The sequence below is a fragment of the Eubacteriaceae bacterium ES3 genome, from assembly GCA_030586155.1.
In the GTDB taxonomy this organism is placed as follows: Bacteria; Bacillota; Clostridia; order Eubacteriales; family Eubacteriaceae; genus Acetobacterium.
Genome location: CP130741.1, coordinates 642,767 through 661,774 on the forward strand (window position 1 = coordinate 642,767; position 19,008 = coordinate 661,774).

The 19,008-nt window shown below is 37.1% G+C and carries 14 protein-coding genes, 1 tRNA gene, 2 pseudogenes and 1 riboswitch; of the genes and pseudogenes, 16 read left to right on the top strand and 1 reads right to left on the bottom strand.

The window, feature by feature from the left end; translation table 11 throughout:
• The first annotated feature begins 9 nt into the window (after positions 1-9).
• The 5 genes from Q5O24_02875 (at position 10) to Q5O24_02895 (ending at position 2,555) form a co-directional block, all read left to right on the top strand.
• Positions 10-85: transfer RNA gene (locus Q5O24_02875), tRNA-Val, on the top strand.
• A 419-nt stretch (positions 86-504) separates the two neighbouring features.
• Positions 505-1,116: a hypothetical protein gene (locus tag Q5O24_02880; GenBank protein ID WKY48293.1), complete on the top strand. Its 612-nt coding sequence runs from the start codon at positions 505-507 to the stop codon at positions 1,114-1,116.
• A gap of 243 nt (positions 1,117-1,359) precedes the next feature.
• Positions 1,360-1,644, top strand: a complete 285-nt coding sequence (locus tag Q5O24_02885) for a transposase (GenBank protein WKY48294.1) — start codon at positions 1,360-1,362, stop codon at positions 1,642-1,644.
• A 14-nt stretch (positions 1,645-1,658) separates the two neighbouring features.
• Complete coding sequence (locus Q5O24_02890; GenBank protein ID WKY49199.1) at positions 1,659-2,273, top strand: IS3 family transposase; 615 nt, start codon at positions 1,659-1,661, stop codon at positions 2,271-2,273.
• 24 nt (positions 2,274-2,297) lie between these two features.
• Entirely contained in the window at positions 2,298-2,555 is a 258-nt protein-coding gene (locus Q5O24_02895) for an integrase core domain-containing protein (protein ID WKY48295.1), read from the top strand.
• Between the two features lie 235 nt (positions 2,556-2,790).
• Here the strand turns inward: Q5O24_02895 and Q5O24_02900 are convergent.
• Positions 2,791-4,172 (bottom strand): annotated as a pseudogene (locus Q5O24_02900) (IS1182 family transposase).
• A gap of 107 nt (positions 4,173-4,279) precedes the next feature.
• Here Q5O24_02900 and Q5O24_02905 point away from each other — a divergent pair.
• The 11 genes and pseudogenes from Q5O24_02905 to Q5O24_02955 all read left to right on the top strand — a co-directional run bounded on the left by Q5O24_02905 (position 4,280) and on the right by Q5O24_02955 (position 18,998).
• Positions 4,280-4,936 (top strand): annotated as a pseudogene (locus Q5O24_02905) (transposase).
• 495 nt (positions 4,937-5,431) lie between these two features.
• A riboswitch (cyclic di-GMP riboswitch) is annotated at positions 5,432-5,529 on the top strand.
• Between the two features lie 98 nt (positions 5,530-5,627).
• Positions 5,628-6,014: a DUF2304 domain-containing protein gene (locus Q5O24_02910; GenBank protein WKY48296.1), complete on the top strand. Its 387-nt coding sequence runs from the start codon at positions 5,628-5,630 to the stop codon at positions 6,012-6,014.
• Positions 6,015-6,057: 43 nt separating this feature from the next.
• A complete protein-coding gene (locus Q5O24_02915; GenBank protein ID WKY49200.1) occupies positions 6,058-8,304 on the top strand; it encodes an NAD(P)-dependent oxidoreductase in 2,247 nt (748 codons plus the stop codon).
• Between the two features lie 18 nt (positions 8,305-8,322).
• Positions 8,323-9,240 (top strand): hypothetical protein, encoded by a 918-nt coding sequence (locus Q5O24_02920; protein ID WKY48297.1) that lies wholly within the window; start codon positions 8,323-8,325, stop codon positions 9,238-9,240.
• 59 nt (positions 9,241-9,299) lie between these two features.
• Positions 9,300-11,441, top strand: coding sequence for a hypothetical protein (locus tag Q5O24_02925; protein WKY48298.1), 2,142 nt, complete (start codon positions 9,300-9,302; stop codon positions 11,439-11,441).
• Entirely contained in the window at positions 11,434-12,174 is a 741-nt protein-coding gene (locus Q5O24_02930) for a glycosyltransferase family 2 protein (GenBank protein WKY48299.1), read from the top strand. The genes Q5O24_02925 and Q5O24_02930 overlap by 8 nt, the downstream gene beginning before the upstream one ends.
• A 57-nt stretch (positions 12,175-12,231) precedes the next feature.
• Complete coding sequence (locus Q5O24_02935; GenBank protein ID WKY48300.1) at positions 12,232-13,905, top strand: DUF2194 domain-containing protein; 1,674 nt, start codon at positions 12,232-12,234, stop codon at positions 13,903-13,905.
• A 32-nt stretch (positions 13,906-13,937) separates the two neighbouring features.
• On the top strand, positions 13,938-15,374 hold the full coding sequence (gene pelF, locus Q5O24_02940; protein WKY48301.1) for a GT4 family glycosyltransferase PelF: 1,437 nt from the start codon (positions 13,938-13,940) through the stop codon (positions 15,372-15,374).
• The gene (pelG, locus tag Q5O24_02945; GenBank protein ID WKY48302.1) at positions 15,355-16,836 is read left to right on the top strand and encodes an exopolysaccharide Pel transporter PelG; all 1,482 of its coding nucleotides are present in this window, start codon (positions 15,355-15,357) and stop codon (positions 16,834-16,836) included. The genes pelF and pelG overlap by 20 nt, the downstream gene beginning before the upstream one ends.
• Positions 16,826-17,893, top strand: a complete 1,068-nt coding sequence (locus tag Q5O24_02950) for a glycosyltransferase family 2 protein (GenBank protein WKY48303.1) — start codon at positions 16,826-16,828, stop codon at positions 17,891-17,893. The genes pelG and Q5O24_02950 overlap by 11 nt, the downstream gene beginning before the upstream one ends.
• 37 nt (positions 17,894-17,930) lie before the next feature.
• Positions 17,931-18,998, top strand: a complete 1,068-nt coding sequence (locus tag Q5O24_02955) for a glycosyltransferase family 2 protein (protein WKY48304.1) — start codon at positions 17,931-17,933, stop codon at positions 18,996-18,998.
• Positions 18,999-19,008: the final 10 nt, after the last annotated feature.

Genomic DNA, 19,008 nt, shown 5'->3' on the forward strand with positions numbered 1-19,008 from the left:
ACTTTAAGTGATCCCGTGGCTCAGCTGGTAGAGCACTACCTTGACATGGTAGGGGTCGCTGGTTCAAGTCCAGTCGGGATCACCATTTAAAGCATAAGATAGCGGTTCAGCCGCTTTTTTTATTTTTTGGATTAAAATTTACCCCTGTTTTACCCCTTATAGAAATTATCTGACTGGGACCGATTTGTTCGGATATCGTTCTATGCTATTCAAGGGTTTATATTAGGGTGTTTATTAATGGAAGGACGAAAAGTTTATCTGCCCAATCATGAATAAAAGTAAAATATGGTTAGTTATCGTATTTATTTTAGGGGTTATATCAGTTCCCGTACAGAAATAAATATCTTGGTTATCTGTTAAGTCTATTATGGCATTGAGGTAATCAGAACCATCGTTATTGTAAATCCCACATACTAATATTTTCGACCTATTAATGATAGAAAAATGATTTTCAGGGAATAATAAGAATAGAAAAATTAAAACAGAAAGTGAGTGAACAAAATGATGAGATTTAAGTTAAAAGGACCTGGTTTGTTTTTTCTATTAATTTCTTTAGTTAGCCTGCTATTTCTGTTTACTGGCTGCGGTCAAAGCGACAGCAGCAGCACCGGCAGTTCGGACAGTAACTCCACGGCGGAGTCCCAGGGTGATCCTTATGCTTTATATAATAAAGTGGAAATAGGACAGACCAAGGAAGAAGTTGATGAAAATCTTGGGATTACACCGGAAGAACTGGCTTCTGATATCTACATCTATACTGACAAAGATGGATACAGTGTTTCGGTTAGTTTCAGCACCATTTTATCAGATACCGACACCAATGAAGTACTTACCAAAATGATATATGGTACAAAGACAGCTGAATATATCAGTTCGGTTGGCAAAGAAAACGAGATTACTGATGAACAGGCGGCCCAGATTACCGAAGGGATGACCTATGATGAAGTCAAAACTATCCTTGGCAGTGACGGGATCGAACAATCCATGAGCGGTGCTTATGGCGGTGGCGTGACTGTGAGCCGAATCTGGATGAAAGATGGTATCATTTCTGGACTGGTTCTGGAATTCATGGGAACTGAAGGAAGTAGTACCGTTGACCTGATTATTTCGTTATAGTTAATATGGACTGGGGTGTCGGTAGATAACTGTTTTATCTACCGACTTTCTATTCTACCGTCCCTATGTGATACGGCTTTTAAATAACGATGAAGGAAGGATGGGCGTATTTAATTCTAACGAGAAATTTAATTTGAGATCAAAATCCCTGCTGTTAGAATATAAATAGTACAAGTCAAAATGAGAAAGTTCAAAATAGAAAAACAAGATAAAATAAACTATCAGTAAACGGAGGATCTCATTATGGCAAAACACTTTGAAAAACAGTTTAAGCTCGATGCAGTTCAATACTATCAGGATCACAAGGATCTTGGATTGCAGGGATGTGCATCGAATCTTGGTATCAGTCAGCAGACGCTTTCCAGATGGAAGAAAGAGCTGAAAGATACTGGCGACATTGAATGTCGGGGATCTGGTAATTATGCTTCTGATGAAGAAAAAGAAATTGCCCGATTAAAGCGTGAATTACGTGATACCCAGGATGCGCTTGATGTATTAAAAAAAGCCATCGGCATTCTGGGAGAATAACAGAAGCCATCTATCTGGAGGTTTCTGAAAAGGCAGAAATTACCCATCAGGAAGACCGCCGAGTTTCTGTCTCCGGAGTGCTGAAAATTTTAGGCGTTTCCCGGTCCGGATACCGGGCCTGGCTTAACCATGTGCCTTCTGATTTACAGAAACGCAAGGAAGCCGTAAAATTCAAAATCAAAGAAATCTATCATGACTCCCATCAGAATTATGGAGCGCCTAAGATCAGGAAAGAACTGCAAAAGAGCGGTGAAATCATTTCAGAACGTACAGTCGGTAAATATATGAAAGAAATGGGCATCAGAGCTCAATGGATCAAACCATGGACAACGACAACCAGAGATTCAGATTTTAGTCATGAACTTCAGAATATTCTGGATGAACGCTTCAATCCCGAACGCCCAAACGCGGTCTGGTGCAGCGACATAACGTATATTTGGACAACCAATGGTTTTGTCTATCTGACAAGCATTATGGATCTTTACTCCCGAAAAATCATCGCTTGGACGCTTTCAAAAACGATGGAAGTATCTTGTGTTATTGATACTATTAATAAAGCAAAGGCACGGCGCAGTAGAGAACTGCCACTGATTCTTCATACAGATCGAGGCAGCCAATTTGTTTCATAAGAGTACCGAAAAGCAACAGCTAAAATGCAGCGAAGCTACTCTAAAAAGGCATTTCCCTGGGACAATGCATGTATTGAATCTTTTCATTCCCTGCTTAAACGGGAATGGATAAAGCGCTTTAAAATCAGTGATTTCAAGCATGCCTATCGGCTTGTATTTGAATATATTGAATCCTTTTATAATACAAGACGGATTCACAGTCATTGCGATTTTATGTCGCCCGATGATTTTGAAAAACTATTTGCAAAATTGAACAAATCAGATTTGCAATTAGCTGGTTAAGATGAGGATAAACTTCTCATTTTAATTTGTACTAAATCTTGACAGAAGACCAAGATGAATATTCGGAAAAGAGTCAAATGTGTACTAGCAAGGAAACCGTAGATGATGCCGGTGTTTTTATCTAATCGCGATTGAAGAAAAGATGGCAAGATATTATGTGATGCTAAACCTGAATTATTCATCCAGATACAATTAACGGCACATTGTGCCGCCAGACTGTCAAAGAACCCGGTTTTCAAAATGAAAATCGGGTTCTTTGCATAAAGAGAAAAAAATATAGAGAGTCTTTAGCTTTCCGGAGTGCCAGTTTTTTCAGATTCATGGCAGCATATTTAAATCGAACCCAGTTTGCAACTGAACTCAATCCCCGATAAAGCGTATAGCGCATTGCGTGTTTCTCCTTGGCATCAGCGAAAACGCGTTCAATCGTCTGACTACGGAGTGAATACGACTCTTTGCCTAGGGGTGAATGACGGATATCTTCAGCCTGATTGATATAATCCTGCCAGATATGGCGGATAACTGTTTTTTCAAAACCTTTATTTTCGGTACATAAATGTCTGGCTGTACATCGTTCACAATTAAAAGGGATACTCTTATATTCCCGATAGCCGTTTCGATTCGTTGTTGTATAATACAGAGTCTGGTTTTGGGGACAGATTATCCAATCATTGTACTCGTCATAAACATATTCGTAACTTTTGTAATGGCCCTTCTTTGGCATTGGTCGTTTATAAGGGAGGGAAGGGACTCGTTTATCATCAAAAATCTTTTTACAAATCCAGGGTGTTTTATATCCGGCATCGGCGGTAACCGTTTGAACCTGAGGATATCGTTCGATTACTTTTTTATGAGTTCATCAAACACCTGACTGTCATGAATATTTCCTGCGGTCACAACGACATCCAGGATAAAATTGTTTTTATCACATGCCGTATGGGCTCCGTAGGCAAAGCATTTCTTGTGTTCGCCTTTGATAAACATGCCAGAATCCGGATCGGTGGTTGACTCTGTCCGCATTCGATCTTCCGGTAGTTTTGTACCTTTAAATGGTCCTTTTCCGTGATCCCTGCGATCTTCGTTTATTTCCTCAAACAGCTGTTCTTCATATGTCCGGGCTGCTCCCGGTATGGCCTTTTTAATCCGTTTGTTCTGATTGGCATTCGCTTTTATGTGAGTTGCATCGACAAATATCACTTCCGGTTTGAGATAGCCCTGGCTTTCCACTTCATAAAGAATCCAGGTGAAAATTTCCTCAACAACTGATTCTTTGAAACGATGTTTGAAATTGTAATTGACGGTTGCGAAATGGGGGATGCTTTCATTGAGGGTATAGCCCAGAAACCATCGATAGGCGATATTCATTTCGATTTCTTTGACGGTTTGCCTTAAAGATCGAATTCCGTATAAATGCTGGATCAATACCATTTTGATCAGTACGACCGGATCGACACCGGGTCGTCCGTTATCCGAACAATACAGCTCCTCCACAAAATCATACAAATGGGTAAAATCCACTGCAGAATCGACTTTTCTTAATAAGTGATCTGATGGTACCAGCAGATCGGTATTTACCATCTCGATTACGTTTCTTTCTAGCTTTTCTCGTTTCAGCATCGCTTTATCACCTTTTTGATTTGATTATATCAAAAAAAGCCAGCTTTAGCTGACTTTTTTGACAGTCTGTGGCGGCATATAGCCGCCAAAATTATTTTTTGTACATGCTTTTATTGAACGCTTACTTTGCAACGCCTGATTTGTACAAGCAATGCGAAACCAATGGTGTGTCTTATGCGATCCGTTTAAAAGCGAACAGTGTTTTAAATGACAAAGCGAAACATCTTGATCATGAAATATTTGAAGCGATGAAAGAAGATATGTCCCAGTATATTGTCCGCTATGATGAGTTTTATTACAAAGCAGGCAAGTGGGAGTACCCGCGCAGGGTAGTTGTTAAAGTGGAGAAACCTTGCAATCAGTTCACCATTCAGCATTCCTTCATTGTAACCAATATGGACCTGAAACCTGAAGAAATCCTAAGATACTATCGTAACCGAGGCACTATGGAGAATTTCATCAAAGAAAGCAAGTCCGGATTTGGCTTCGCTTCTACCGGAAGTAAATCCAAAGTAGTCAATGCCAACCGACTGCAACTGCATGTGTTGGCTTATAATCTGTTTAATTGTTTCAGACGATTGGTTCTGCCGAAGAGCATGAAAAAGATGCAGATCGATACCATTCGTTTAAAGCTGCTAAAAAGTGCTTCGAAAATCGTAAAAGCAGCAAGCTATATTTATTTCAAGCTATGCAGCAGTTGTTCCTACAAAGATGAATTTTATAAAACTTTAGAAAATATCAGACAACTTCCGCAGCTGGAATAACAGTAACTGATGATCTTTGGCAACTTATAATCTTGAAAATAACATCTACGGGATTCGTCTACCCTTTTTTGGTTGAAATTCAACCGTCTGTGTATTTAATCCTTGAAAAAGATGTTGTTTCTCGATTTTAAGATTGCTCATAGCTGGATGAATAATTCAGGCTAAATTGTATTATTTATAAAATTATGGGATAGAAGCGTTTTGATTTGCTAACATGAACTTTAGTAAGCGCTTATAATGTTGATAATTAATCAAAATAACTAATTATAATTATTTATATCGATTATAAAATTTCTGTGTTAGAAACATCTTATAAATCATAAATAATGATTTATATTGTTATAATATATATTAATAGGAAATTAAAATGATATAAATGAAAATATTAATCTCGAAGATGTTGATTTTTAAAAATATATAGGAAAAAATGTAATTAATGAATCATTGACACGACGCGTTTATGTTTGATATAATCCGAATAAATGAATAGTAAACACACGAAAAAGGCAAATTCAATGAAAATTGGAGACGCAAAGCTCTGAGTCTAAGGTTTGTGGTTGATTTTTGCAAATTATGATTGTCAAGCTACCAAAAATGGTAGCTTTTTTTGTTTATTTTGCTAGTACTTTAATAAGTAATAGTCTATTTATGAATAATCGATCCGTTTTGCGATCTACAGAGGAGGGAAAGCTTGAGTATATTCGTTAATATTGGAACTGTATTAGTCGGAATTATAGTAATTATTATTGTTTTCCGTCTGATGATTGAGAAAAAAATGTCCGAATCGCAATCAGTATTATGGATTGCAATTGGATTGATTGCAATTGTCCTTGGAGTTTTTCCCAGTGTAATTCCAATGATCGCTGCAAAACTGGGAATATGGTATCCTCCGGCAGTGCTGTTACTAGTTGTTTCAATTGGATTATTATTGATTGTTTTTAGAAATTCAATCGTGGCTTCAATTCATTCAGATGAACTGCATGAGCTGGCAATTCAGATCGCTTTGTTGAAGGATGAAAATAAGGAATTGAAAATGCAGTTAAGCGAAATAAAAACGGAAGAGGTTGATTGTCATTAAAGTATTAGTATGTGGTTCATATAAGAGTGCCTTTCAACAAAAGTTGTGTGCTCGATTGAAAAAGGAGAAACATGATGTATTTGTCCTGACAGGTGAGGATACAGGGGATATTAAATCAGTTCATGTTTTTCAAGATTATAGGTTTGCATTTAACAGCGAAAGTATAACAAGTATTATGAAGAGTGTGACGCCGGAAATTGTTATTTTTTGTGGTGCTCAGGATGAGAGTTATGATTGGGAAAACTCAACAGTATATTTTGTTCAGTATATTTCTGGTTTGATGAACATTCTTTTGTGTGCAAATGCAATAATGGTTAAAAAGTTTATTTATTTATCAACCTGCAATGTTTTCGATGGAAATGTCGAAGAGGTAGTTAACGAAATGACAATCCCGATAGCAGTAAGCGAGCGATCAAAGAGAATCCTTCAAGGCGAGCAGGTTTGCCGAACTAATCTGGGTGGGGATAAGAATTTCGAAACTATAATTGTTCGTTTGCCGGAGATATATGGTATCGAAGGAAGCTACTACACACCTGGCATCTGTGCTGAGATGGCAAATGTTAGTTTAAATCGGCTGATAATAGAAATGGATCACTCCAAAAAATATAATCTGATGCATCTTGACGATGCGGTGGATGGCATTTACAAAGTTATCATTTCGAAAAGTGATGTTCATTTAGAATTACCGGAAGTTGTACATACAGATAGTAGTTATAAATTAAACAGTGTCAGTATGCAGGAACCAATTATTCATTTTACAACCGATGAATTGAATACTCAAAGAGAAATTAAGGAAGTCTTTGAAAAATGCAGTGAGATTACTATTGAAAGTATTGAGGGAGATGAACAACAGGATACGGTTTTTCAGAAAAAAAACTATCCCAAATTTGAATCTTTAACTCAAAAATTTTACGGATTTTCACCCAAGTATCCCCTAGAGGCGGGCATTTGCGATTTTTATAAAAAATTCAGTAAATTAGCCGGTGACCGAAACGGCAATAAAAATAAAAGAATAACCAATCAAACGGAGAAAATAAAAAAAATAAAAAAAATCTTTATGCCGTTAATTGAAACGGTACTTGCATTTATTATTGTCCAGATGTTTATAATTCTGACTCAAAGAGCGGTTTTCCATCAGGTTGTTGATGTTTATCTATTGTATGTCATTGTGATTGCTGTTACGCTTGGTTCGATGCCCGCGGTCATAGCGTTTTTTTTAAGTGTAATAGGGAAGCTTGGTCTGATTTTTACGGACGGAAATTTAATTGAGAGTATTACGAATTATGAATTGTATCTATGGATGATTCAGCTATTCCTGATTTCAATTTTGACAGGCTACATTAAAGATTACTACAAGCGGATGATGTCAAATATGAAGGAGGAAAACATTTATTTAAAACATGAGCTGGAGAGTGTTAAAGAAATTAATACCAGCAATGTCGAAGTGAAAAATGTGTTTGAAGAAAGACTAGTCAATTATCGGGACAGCTATGCTAAAGTATCCGAGATGTTGTCTGAATTAGATGAACTGGAAGCAATTGCGGTTATGTTTAAAGCAGCACCCGTTATTGCAAAAATTATCAATAGTCCAGATGTTGCAATCTATATCTATGAGTCAAAATATGATTACTGTCGTTTAATCGCAGCAACTACTGAAACCGTACGAAAAAAGGGCAAAAGTTTCAAACTGCAAAACTTTTCTGGTTTGTCGGAAACAATAAAAACCAAGGGCGTTTTTATGAACCGGACGTTGAAGGCTGGCTATCCAATGCTGGCATCTGGGACCTATAATGAGGAAAAGCTTGAAGTTATCATTATGGTTTGGTCAATGGAAATTGATAAAATTAATCTGCATGTCAGCAATATGTTAAGTATGGCCAGCAAGTCAATAGAGCGGTCAATGTCTCGAGCCGTAACTTATATGAACTCGGTTAAGCAGGATGCCTATATTGCCGGAACCAACATATTGGAAACGAAAGCATTCCGAAATATGCTGGAGATTTACTGTCAGGGGGAATATGAAGGGATTTTAGAGTACTCTTTACTGATTGTATTATTTTCCGAATTTTCAGAAGAACAGCTTTTTAAAAAGCTTGATCATGTGACACGGGAAACAGATTATTTGGGACTTGGAACAGATGGGAAAGTTTACGTTTTACTGACAAATTCTAATGAGCTTGAAACAAAAAATGTGATTGGGCGGTTTGCTGAAAATGGGATAGATGTTGCTTCAGTGAAGCGTGAAACGGGTAAAACGGTGGATGAAGTCTTTACCAAAGTCTTAATATAAATTTAAAGGCGGTAAAAAATGGAAACAGCGACAATTATATTAAGGATAGCAGTAATATTGAGTGCCGTTATTACATTAGGTTATGTAATTGCCATGTGCTTAAAAAAACAGGTTAAACGGGCGATGCTTGTGGGTGGAATGATGATAATTTGCCCAATTTTAGGGCCCTTCATTTTTGCGGTGTCATATTTATTAATGCAGATATTTAAACGAACAAATGTCGCTTTTCTTAGTCGGGAGGAATTAAGTTTTAATAGAGAGAAGGTCAAAGTTCAGTTAGGCGATGATCTGCAGCGTGGCCTCAATAAGGTGCCGGTGGAAGAAGCGTTGCTGGAGTCAAGCAATGAGAATATGCGACGAGTTCTTCTGGATGTTTTAAAAACTGATATTGAAGGGGCCGTTCCAATTCTGGTAGATGCGGTAAACAGTGAGGATAGTGAAGTTTCACATTACGCTTCATCGGCATTATCGGACGTTTTGGCAAAATTCAAACGCAGTCAGAAAAAATATGATGAGCTTTATTGGCAAAATGAATTCGATCAGGAGCTTTTGAAGGACTATACTCAGTTGGTGCTTAAATACTTGTCTTTTGGGATTCTTTCGGATATGGAACAGAACCAGTATCTGGATTTATATGAGAAATTGATGCGAAAGCGTCATCAGGACTTCAAAGAAGGACTGGCAGCGGAAGAATATGAGGAGTGGATTCTTTTGTTGGCAAAAAGTGGTCGACCAGAGCAGGCTAACAAATGGTTGTCTCTGCTTAATATAGCTCATCCCGTTCATTTGGCTACCTGGAGAGCTAAGATCAAGTTTTATTATGGACAGCAAGACTATGTCTTGTTTGAGAAGACAATCAGAGATATCAAAAATTCTTCTGTATTTTTAGATGCTGAGACATTGGAGATTGTCAGATATTTTCAGTTCATTGATTAGGTAGGGGTAATTTGTATATAAAAAGTGTGTTGGAATTAGTAGTTGTGTTCGCCGTTTATATGATAACAATTTTTGGTCTGGCAGAGATTGTTGCCAGACCATTTACAAGAAGTAAACGGTTAGTGATTCGCTATTTGATCGATTTGATTGTTGGGCATGTTTACATCGTCAACATGATGTTTTTGTTGGGATACATAAATTTGATTTCGCGGTCAGCTGTAATAATTGCTTTACTGCTGGTAGCAATTCTTATCCGATATATGATTGAACCCAAACGGATTAATGCCTACTGGCTTGAAAAGTTTAGAGTGTTGACTCAAATTTTTGCCAGAGAGTATGGTGTTCGATTGGTAGTTCGAAATACAAGAAGAACATTTGACTTAAATATAAGAGCTAAGTTAAAAAATATCACGATTAAAAATTTGATTGAGGGCATATTTGTTGCCGGTGTACTTGGGATCCAAATTTATTATGCAAGTTATCAGACTTTAAATTTTATTTCTTACGGAGCCCCTGATGTTGAAGTCCATTTATACTGGATTCAATCACTGGTCGGGGGCAAATTGTTTCCTGCAGGAGTATATCCTTTTGGTATGCATTGCATCGGAGCTGCCCTTAGCCTTATATATGATATTCCAGCGGTAATAATTGCTAGAATGCTTGGCGTTGTGGCATCGACTTTTATTATGCTAAATTGTTACATCTTTATCAGCGAGATTTGCAAGCTGAGATATGTTGCGGCAGTAGCCATGATTTTTTATCTTCTAGGAAATTACGGTACCTTTTCAACCTATTCCCGTTTTCAGTATATGATTACGCAGGAATATGCCATGCTGTTTTTGTATCCGATGGCAATTTTTTTGTATCGATACCTGAAAAAGAAAAGAAGAGCTGATCTGTTTTATTTCGGGATGGCATTTTCCTTAACGCTGTCCATTCATTTTTATGTGACTGCGATTGCCCTGTTTTTATGTCTGGCGGTCGGCATGGTATTTATTATCCATATTATAAAAAACAAACTGTTACTGTCTCTGTTAATTACCGGGATTCTCAGTACATTTATTGCCATTTTACCACTTGGAGTTGGGTTGCTTGTCGGTTATGAGCTTGAACAGTCCTTTCAGTATGGCGCAGCTGTGGTTACCAATGATATGGGTCTATACGGCGGTGAAGAGGAAGAAAAAAATGATCTTACACTAGAAAAACCATATAAAATAAATGAGATTGGGGAGAAAGTAAAGCAAATCCTGTTATCTTACCTCGTTACGACAAAGCAATACTTCCTTTTTTATCTGATTCCTATGGCTGTCATATTTATCAGCGGTACGATTAGATTAGTGATAAATGCTTTTAATAAAAGAAGTGACTTTGATTCGCTTAGATCAATTTCAATTCTTGTATTTGCACTCTTGCTTTTTGCTCATGAATTTGCAATTATTTTCGATTTGCCAGTTATTTTAGATGCTCAGAGGAACGCGATTTTTTTGGCTTATCTCAGTCCGGTACTGCTCGCACTATCAACAGACAGTATCTATCAGTGCTTTAGTGAAGTAAGGTGGCTTTCACGTAGTGTAAATATAATCATGGGCCTTTCTCCTGTTCTTTTAGTTTTTCTGATTATACAGTTTGAATTTGTTAAAGACCACGGATATATCTATTATTTTCAGACAAAAGGTGCTATGGCTGTGATGGAGGATATTATTCATAATTATGACCAGTATATGTGGACGGTAGTATCGCCAGTTAATGAAACAAGCATTGTTTATAATAATGGCTATCATTATGAATTAGTCGAGTTTTTGTTTGAACAGGAAGATTATGACGAAGATACAGAAATATTTATTCCCACACCCAATGTTTTTTTTATTATCGAAAAATTACCGATCGACCGTTATGGTTATGGCTTTACTGCTGATGAGATCAGGGAGCTTGACAGAGAGCCTGTTTCCTTTGATTTGATGATGGAAGACATCACCGGTGAAGCTAAACTTGATGACTATTATCACGAGCAAAGGGCAAAACTGATGTCACGAATCTATTATTGGGCACAAGTTTATCAGGTCTTGTTTCCGGACGAAATGACGGTTTATTATGAAGATAAAGAGATCATCGTTTATCGCCTAAGACAAAATGCCTATGCCCTTAATAATTTATCAATTGATTATAAAAATTTGGCCAGAGAGGAAAGTGAAAATGAGTAAAGTAAGTTTGACGAGAAGTGGTGTTCTGATTATTGTTCCTGCCTACAATGAAGAAGAAAGTATCGGTCCGTTTCTTGAGACCAGATCATTATCACAGATTGCAATGCAGGCAGATTGGCTGATTGTTAATGATGCTTCAACAGATCAAACTGCAGTAATTGCTGGTAAATATGACGTAAAAGTGATCAGTCAGGTTTATAACATGGGCTATGGGGCAGCCCTTCAGCTGGGATATAAATATGCCGTTGAACAGGGTTATGAGTATGTTTTGCAACTGGATGCCGATGGACAGCATGATATCAGGAATCTAGATCTGGTGTACAAACGATTAACGGATGAAGAAAATCCCTATGATATAGTTATTGGTTCAAGATTTCTGGAAAAAAGTGTATCTTATCCTATTGATCCATTGCGCAAAATGAGTATTTTGTTTTTTCGAACTGTGATCAAATGGGTGGGAAAGGCCGATATTTCGGATCCAACCAGCGGTTTACAGGGACTTGGCAAAACAGCATTTGAATACTATGCAAAATTTGGTCAATTTGACTACAAGTATCCGGATGTCAATATGATTATGCAAATGTTACTGCAGGGCTTTAAAATTGCAGAATGTGAAGCGATTATGCATCCCCGAAAGGCGGGTGTTTCTATGCATGTAGGAATTTGGAAGCCATGCAAGTATATAGTGCTGATGTTTCTCAGTACAATCAATGCCATTGCCAGAAACAACTAATGGTGTTGTAAAATTATGAAAAGCAGATAAAGAAGACAAAATGAAAGTGGTAACAGCATGAAAGAACCAATTTTTATAGGACAACGTCTGCGAAAAAGAATTTTTACAGTTATTACGGTAATTCTTTTTCTGTTACTTATTATTTTTCAGGTGACCGGCAATTTTTCTTTTATTCGCTATCACGATCCGGAAGAAATCTTACTGGAAGAGATGGAAAATGCTTACCTGGATGAAATGGCGCTAGAAGTAAAGTCTCTTGGTGGCTTTACTTCAAGTGTTGATCCAGAGATTCTTGTGATTAACGAGGAATATGCACAAAGTAATATGGAAGTATCGGCGATTCTTGAAACTCTGGATTGTATGAAAGTCAAATATATGTGTTTAACACGAGCTGAAGTTCAAAGTCAGAATTCTTTGCAGATACCGAATTCGATAGAAACTGTGATTATTTCGGGTGATACCGAAGGGGATACACTTTCACAAAGTCAAATTGAATGGCTAAATCAGAAGGGTATTAATTTTATTTATACTTCAATGCCGAAAGCTGCGGGGATAGAAAAAAATAATCTTTATGGGCTTATGGGCATTAAGGCTTTAAATGGGATTATTGAACAGGTGGGTATGCGTTTTACCGATGATGTTTTTCTTGGCGGGCTTCTGGAAGTAAAAGATATTAAATATCAGCTGGAGGATGTTGAGTTAATGGCGTCCTGCAAGGAATATGCTTACGGTTTAAAGGTTAAAGATGAAGAGGTTGTCGAGCGAAATGAACAGTTGCCGCCACTGTTGTGGAGGAATACCTATGGTGACAGCAAAGTGTTTGTGGTAAATGGAGACTACTTTACATCGAATATGGGCTATGGCTTATTGACGGCCATGCTTGTTTCACTCCATGGCGATAACTATATGTATCCGGTGGCAAATATGTCGGTTATGATATTTGACTCCATTCCTTATGATGGCTTGGCCAATGAAGAATTGCTGCAAGAATTATACAGCCGGGATTCTTTGCAGTTTCAAACAGATATTCTGCTGCCCAGTTTAATCAGTACTTGTCGACGGTTGGATATTATTCCGACATTTTATACCTCATCAGATGAAACGTTAAGACAAATGGATTATTTTCGCAGATCAATCCTTGATTTGCACGGGGAGTTGATCTTTTCAGAATCTGCCCAGGTCAGTGCCAGGGATATCTCGATTCCCGAAGGAAAAATATGGGACCAGTATCCTGATATACCGGTTATTATAACTGGATTCGAGAAAAGCGATGCCGATATTTTACGGCTATATTCGATCAGTTCAACTTTTGGTGCAATTATCCATCGCGTCGATACAGCCGAAGTGATTGTTCCCGAAACTGAAGCCGACAATTGGGTAAATGTTGAAAAAGAGTTTTCTAAGTATATCGCCTTATATCTAGATGATTTTGCGCCTCTTGAGGAATTAACAGCATCAGATGCGTCGATACGCTTTATGGAATATCGTTATATGATGCCGACAATTACATATGAAGAAAATAAAATTTTAGCTAAAATTGATAATATGACGGACCAGGCAAGTTTTGTGCTTCGTACGGATAAAGAGATTGAAGAGGTGGATGGCGGTCAGTATTATGAGATAGATGAAAATGCTTATTTAATTGAAACAACGAATGAAGAATTCTCAATTCAATTAAAAAATCCGGAAAACGATATCTTTCAGGGGAATTTTTTAAGTGTGCAGAAGTGAAACTAATAAGTTAGTCAGGAAACGGATAAAAAATGAAAATATGTATGATTGTTGAAGGGGCTTATCCTTACGTTACTGGGGGTGTCTCGAGTTGGGTGCATCAGGCGATTACAGAAATGTCTGAACACGAATTTGTGCTCATTACGTTGGGTGCCAGCCGAAAAGAAGAAAGAAAAATTAAATATCGAATTCCTCAAAATGTAATTGGGGCATATGAGTTTTTTTTACAGGATGAGGTTGAGGTTACGGGAAATAAGCAGGTGCGATTTAAAAAGCGTGAATATGAGGCTTTTGAAAGTCTTTTTTTCGGTGATGGTGCAGACTGGGAAACCGTAATGCAGTATTTTAAAGTGCATCCAACTTCGCTAGATGCCATGCTGATGGGTAAAGAGTTTTTAAAGATGGTCATGTCCTATTATCGATCCAATTTCAAAAGGGTGGTCTTTTCTGACTTTTTATGGACCATGCGTTCCATCTATTTGCCCTTATTTTCGATACTGACATCTAAGGTGCCAGAGGCCGATCTTTATCATTGTCTGTCAACCGGTTATGCCGGGGTATTAGGGTGTATGTGCAAGTATTTTTACAATAAACCCTTGCTAATTTCCGAGCATGGCATCTATACAAGAGAGCGTGAGGAAGAAATTATTAAGGCGGATTGGGTAAGAGGGATTTACAAGGATCTATGGATTAACCAATTTAAAAAATTTTCTGATATATCTTATCAGCAGGCTGATACTATTACGGCCCTTTATCCAGGAAACCGAGATTTGCAGGTGGAATTTGGCTGTCCGCCTGATAAAGTCAGAATTATTCCCAATGGCATAGACGTTAAAGATTTTGAAGGTATACCTGGAAAAAATTCCGATGATCCATATATTAATATTGGAGCAATTTTGAGGGTGGCACCAATCAAAGATGTAAAAACGATGCTTAATGCCTTTGCTGCGGCAAAAAAGCGGAATAATCGACTTAAGTTATGGATTATGGGGCCTCTAGATGAACAGCCGGAATATGTTAGAGAATGTCAGGATATGGTTTCCTATATGGAAATCAGAGATGTTGTGTTTACCGGGCAGATTAATATTAAAGAATATATTGGCAAGATGGATTTTTTAGTGTTGAGCAGTTTAAGTGAAGGCCAACCGCTTGTTATTCTGGAAGGTTATGCAGCAAAAAAACCATTTATTGCTACCAATGTCGGCGACTGCAAGGGTCTTATTGAAGGATATCAGGATGGCTTGGGAGATGCTGGTGTGATCGTTCCGGTAATGAATATTGCAAAAATGGCAGAGGCCATGCTATTGCTGGCGGAAAAAAAGGAGATGCGCTTAAAAATGGGCGAAGCGGGCTATCAGAGAGCCTTGAATTATGGAAAAAGTGAATGCTTTAACAGCTATCGGTTACTGTATAAAGAATTAATAAAAAATAGTAAAGGGGGGCAAAAAAATGGCGGGTATCGGCTTTGAACTGAAGAGAATTTTTAAACAGGAAGGTCTTAGCAGTATCTTGGCAGGTGCCGCATACAGTACCCTGGTGGTTATTGGTCCGACAATAATGGTTATGCTGACACTTTTGATTTTATACGCGACGGTTGGATATTTAAAGATATCCTATACAGAAAGAGAACTGCTTTCGTCGACAATTTTATATATATTTGTCTTTGGACTCATTATCACTGGGCCTATTAATGCCGTTATGTCGCGATATATAGCCGATAAGTTTTATGAAGAAAAATATGAAGATATTTTACCTTCTTATTATATGGGACTTTTGATTTGCATGGTTATTGGGGCTATTTCCGGTGGGATTTTTTGCTATCGTCTGATAACAGTGGGAGAATTAGAAATCGTTTATGTGGCAATTGCTTATCTGATGTTTATGGCATTGATTACGGTGTTTTATTCACTGACATATTTATCGGCAACCAAGGACTATAAAATTATTGCTATGGATTTCCTGATTGGTATGATTTTAGCCTTTGTTAGTGTACAGTTTTTGAGACTTGGATTTGGGCTTACGGTGCGCTTTGCAATGCTTGCTGGACTACTAATCGGCTTTAGCATTATTGCAACACTGCAGATGGCTTATATTAGACATTATTTTGTGTTCAGAAATAAAAATTACATGGAATGTCTAGGTTACTTTAAAAATTTCAAACGATTATTTTTTGGAACACTGTTTTATACTCTTGGTATTTATGTACATAATTTCGTATTCTGGACTACACCAGAGCATTTAGTTATTGCCGATAGTTTTGTAACCTATCAGGCTTATGATATGGCGGCTTGTTTGGGTATGTTTACCAGTATCTCAGCAATGGTTATCTTTACCGTTATGGCAGAAACAAATTTTCATGAAATATATCAGAAGTACATAGAATCGGTCATTGGGGATACGCTGGAAAATATTGAGCTTAATAAAAGGAAAATGTTTCGATTGCTGGTTCAGCAAATAGGGTATGTTGTAAGGGTTCAGGCGGTCATTTCAATTGTTATTTTTTTATTGGCGATTGTATTTTTACCCGATTACGGTTTTACCGGCCTCGAGATGACAATGTATCCAGCACTTTCGGCGGCTTTTTTCGGTATTTTTATAATGTACTGTAACATCATTTTTTTATATTATTTTAATGACAATACCGGAACCTTTATGACGGGCCTTATCTTTTTATCAGGTGTACTGGTCGGAAGCCTGATTACCAAAAATCTGGAGCCACAGTTTTATGGTCTGGGAGCTTTTGCTGGTGCCCTTTTGGGGTGGACATATAGTTTTTTCAGAATCCGCTATCTTGAGAAGAATTTTGACTATCATATTATGTGCAACAGCAAAATATTTGATAAAAAGCGTAAAAAGACAAATGTGACAGATGGTCTGCTGGTTCATAAAAAAGATTCATATAAACAGAGGAAGACTTCAAATGTTGGTTAGTATCATAATTCCTGTTTATAATATGGAAAAATATTTAGAACGCTGTGTAAAAAGTGCGCTCGCACAAACCCATCAGGAACTACAGATTATTTTGGTTGATGATGGCTCAACTGACGATTCGCCAGCAATGTGTGATGAATATGCGGGAATGGATTGTCATATTAATACGATTCACAAACAAAATGCCGGTTTAGGGTATGCGCGAAACACAGGGCTGAAAATGGCGAAAGGTGTGTACGTTTTTTTTCTTGATGCAGATGATTGGCTGCCGAAAGATGCTATTGAATTATTGGTGCATAGTTCGTATAATGCGACATTTGATGTAATCAGAGGTGTGCATTATATTCAAAAGGGGACAAGTTCACAGTTGGCAAAGTTTACTTTTTCAGAGGGTGTTGTCAATCGGAATGGGAGTATAGCTGAAAAGGAGCGCTATCGGCAGATTAAAACCAGCAGTACATTTGGTTATGCCTGGGGTGCTTTGTTCAAACGTTCGTTTTTGTTGAAGTATAAATTGGACTTTGATGACAATCGAAAGATTTTTTTAGAAGATACTTTATTTAATTTAAAATTATTTGCTAACAAGCCCAAGTATTATGTGATTTGTAAACCTGTTTACTACTACTTGATTCAAGAAGTATCTTTATCAAGTAATTCTAAGCAAGGCGATGATGAAAGGTTGCTTTTGCTTCTAAAAACATATACAGAATATCTCAAAAATATAGGTGCTGAAAAAGAGAATTTAGATTTAATCGTACCATTGCTTGCAAGACATTTCTGTTTTTGTGTGGCTAAAAGTTTGACTTTTGAGAATAGTAGTTTTAAAACAGTTAAAGAAGTAATTATTACGTTTGGAGAAAATAGTGTTGTCAGCAGTTTGTTGGCACAAAAAGGTGCCATCAGATACTTGAAAATGATATCCAGTAAAGCAGAGATGTTATTCTACGCCTTTTGTCTTTTCTTTTTAAAACATAAGGCATGGGGATTTCTGGCGATGTTATTTTTAGTATTGAGGCCTTTTCTCAATCAATATATTAAAACCCATCTGAAAGTTTAGGTTTTTGATTAGTAAAAGTTATTGAGGTAAAAAAAGGATGTTAGTTACAATTATAATACCAGTTTATAACATGGCGTTATATTTAAATAAATGTATGCAAAGTGTGTCAAATCAAACATATAAGGAACTACAGATTATTTTGGTTGATGATGGTTCAAAGGATAGCTCTCCGATAATGTGTGATGAATATAAAAAAAATGACAACCGAATTGAAGTGATTCATAAGGTCAATGGGGGATTGGGCTTTGCCAGAAACAGCGGAGTGAAAAAGGCAAGAGGAGAATATATTTTCTTTTTAGATGCAGATGATTGGATTCCCGATGACAGTATCGAAAAACTGGTCGCGGTGGTTAAAACTTATCCCTATGATATCATAAAAGGGCTGCATTATTTAGTGAAAAAGGATAAAACAACATTAACTGTCTATTCATATTCTTCTGGTGTTGTGAAACGAAATGGAAATAAAGAAGAAACTGAACGCTACCAGAAAATAAAAACTAAGAGCACCTTTGGCTCTGCATGGGCGGCACTGTATAAAAGAACATTTTTGATAGAAAATTATCTGCAATTTGACGAAAATAAAGTCATTTTTTTAGAGGATATGCTGTTCAATCTAAAAGCATTTTCTCATCAACCTGAATATTATGTACTTTGCTATCCTGTCTATTATTACCTAGTTCGTCAAGGTTCGATAATGAACAGTCGACGTAAAAATTTGTCAACCCAACTATTAAATTTAAATCGCTCTTACTGTACTTATCTGCAGGAAAGGGGATGGGTAGAGGATAACATGGATTTGATCATTCAACAGTTGGCAAGGTATTTTTGCTGGTCGGTTTCTGATACAACTGCAGTGGCAAAAAACAAATTTTTGGAAACAAAGGCAGTCATTGAGGAATTTGGTAATGATCAAGCAGTTGTTAAGATTCTGTCTAAAAAAAATGTGTTAAAGTATTTAAAAAAAATGGATAATAAAGCGGATGTATTTTTTTACAGCGTTTGCATGTTTTTGTTAAAATATAAGTATTTTAAAGCATTAACGATGATGTTTGTAGCAATTGATCCGATCATGAAGCGGTATAAAAGTAAAAAGACCAGAGCTTAGTTTAGAAGAT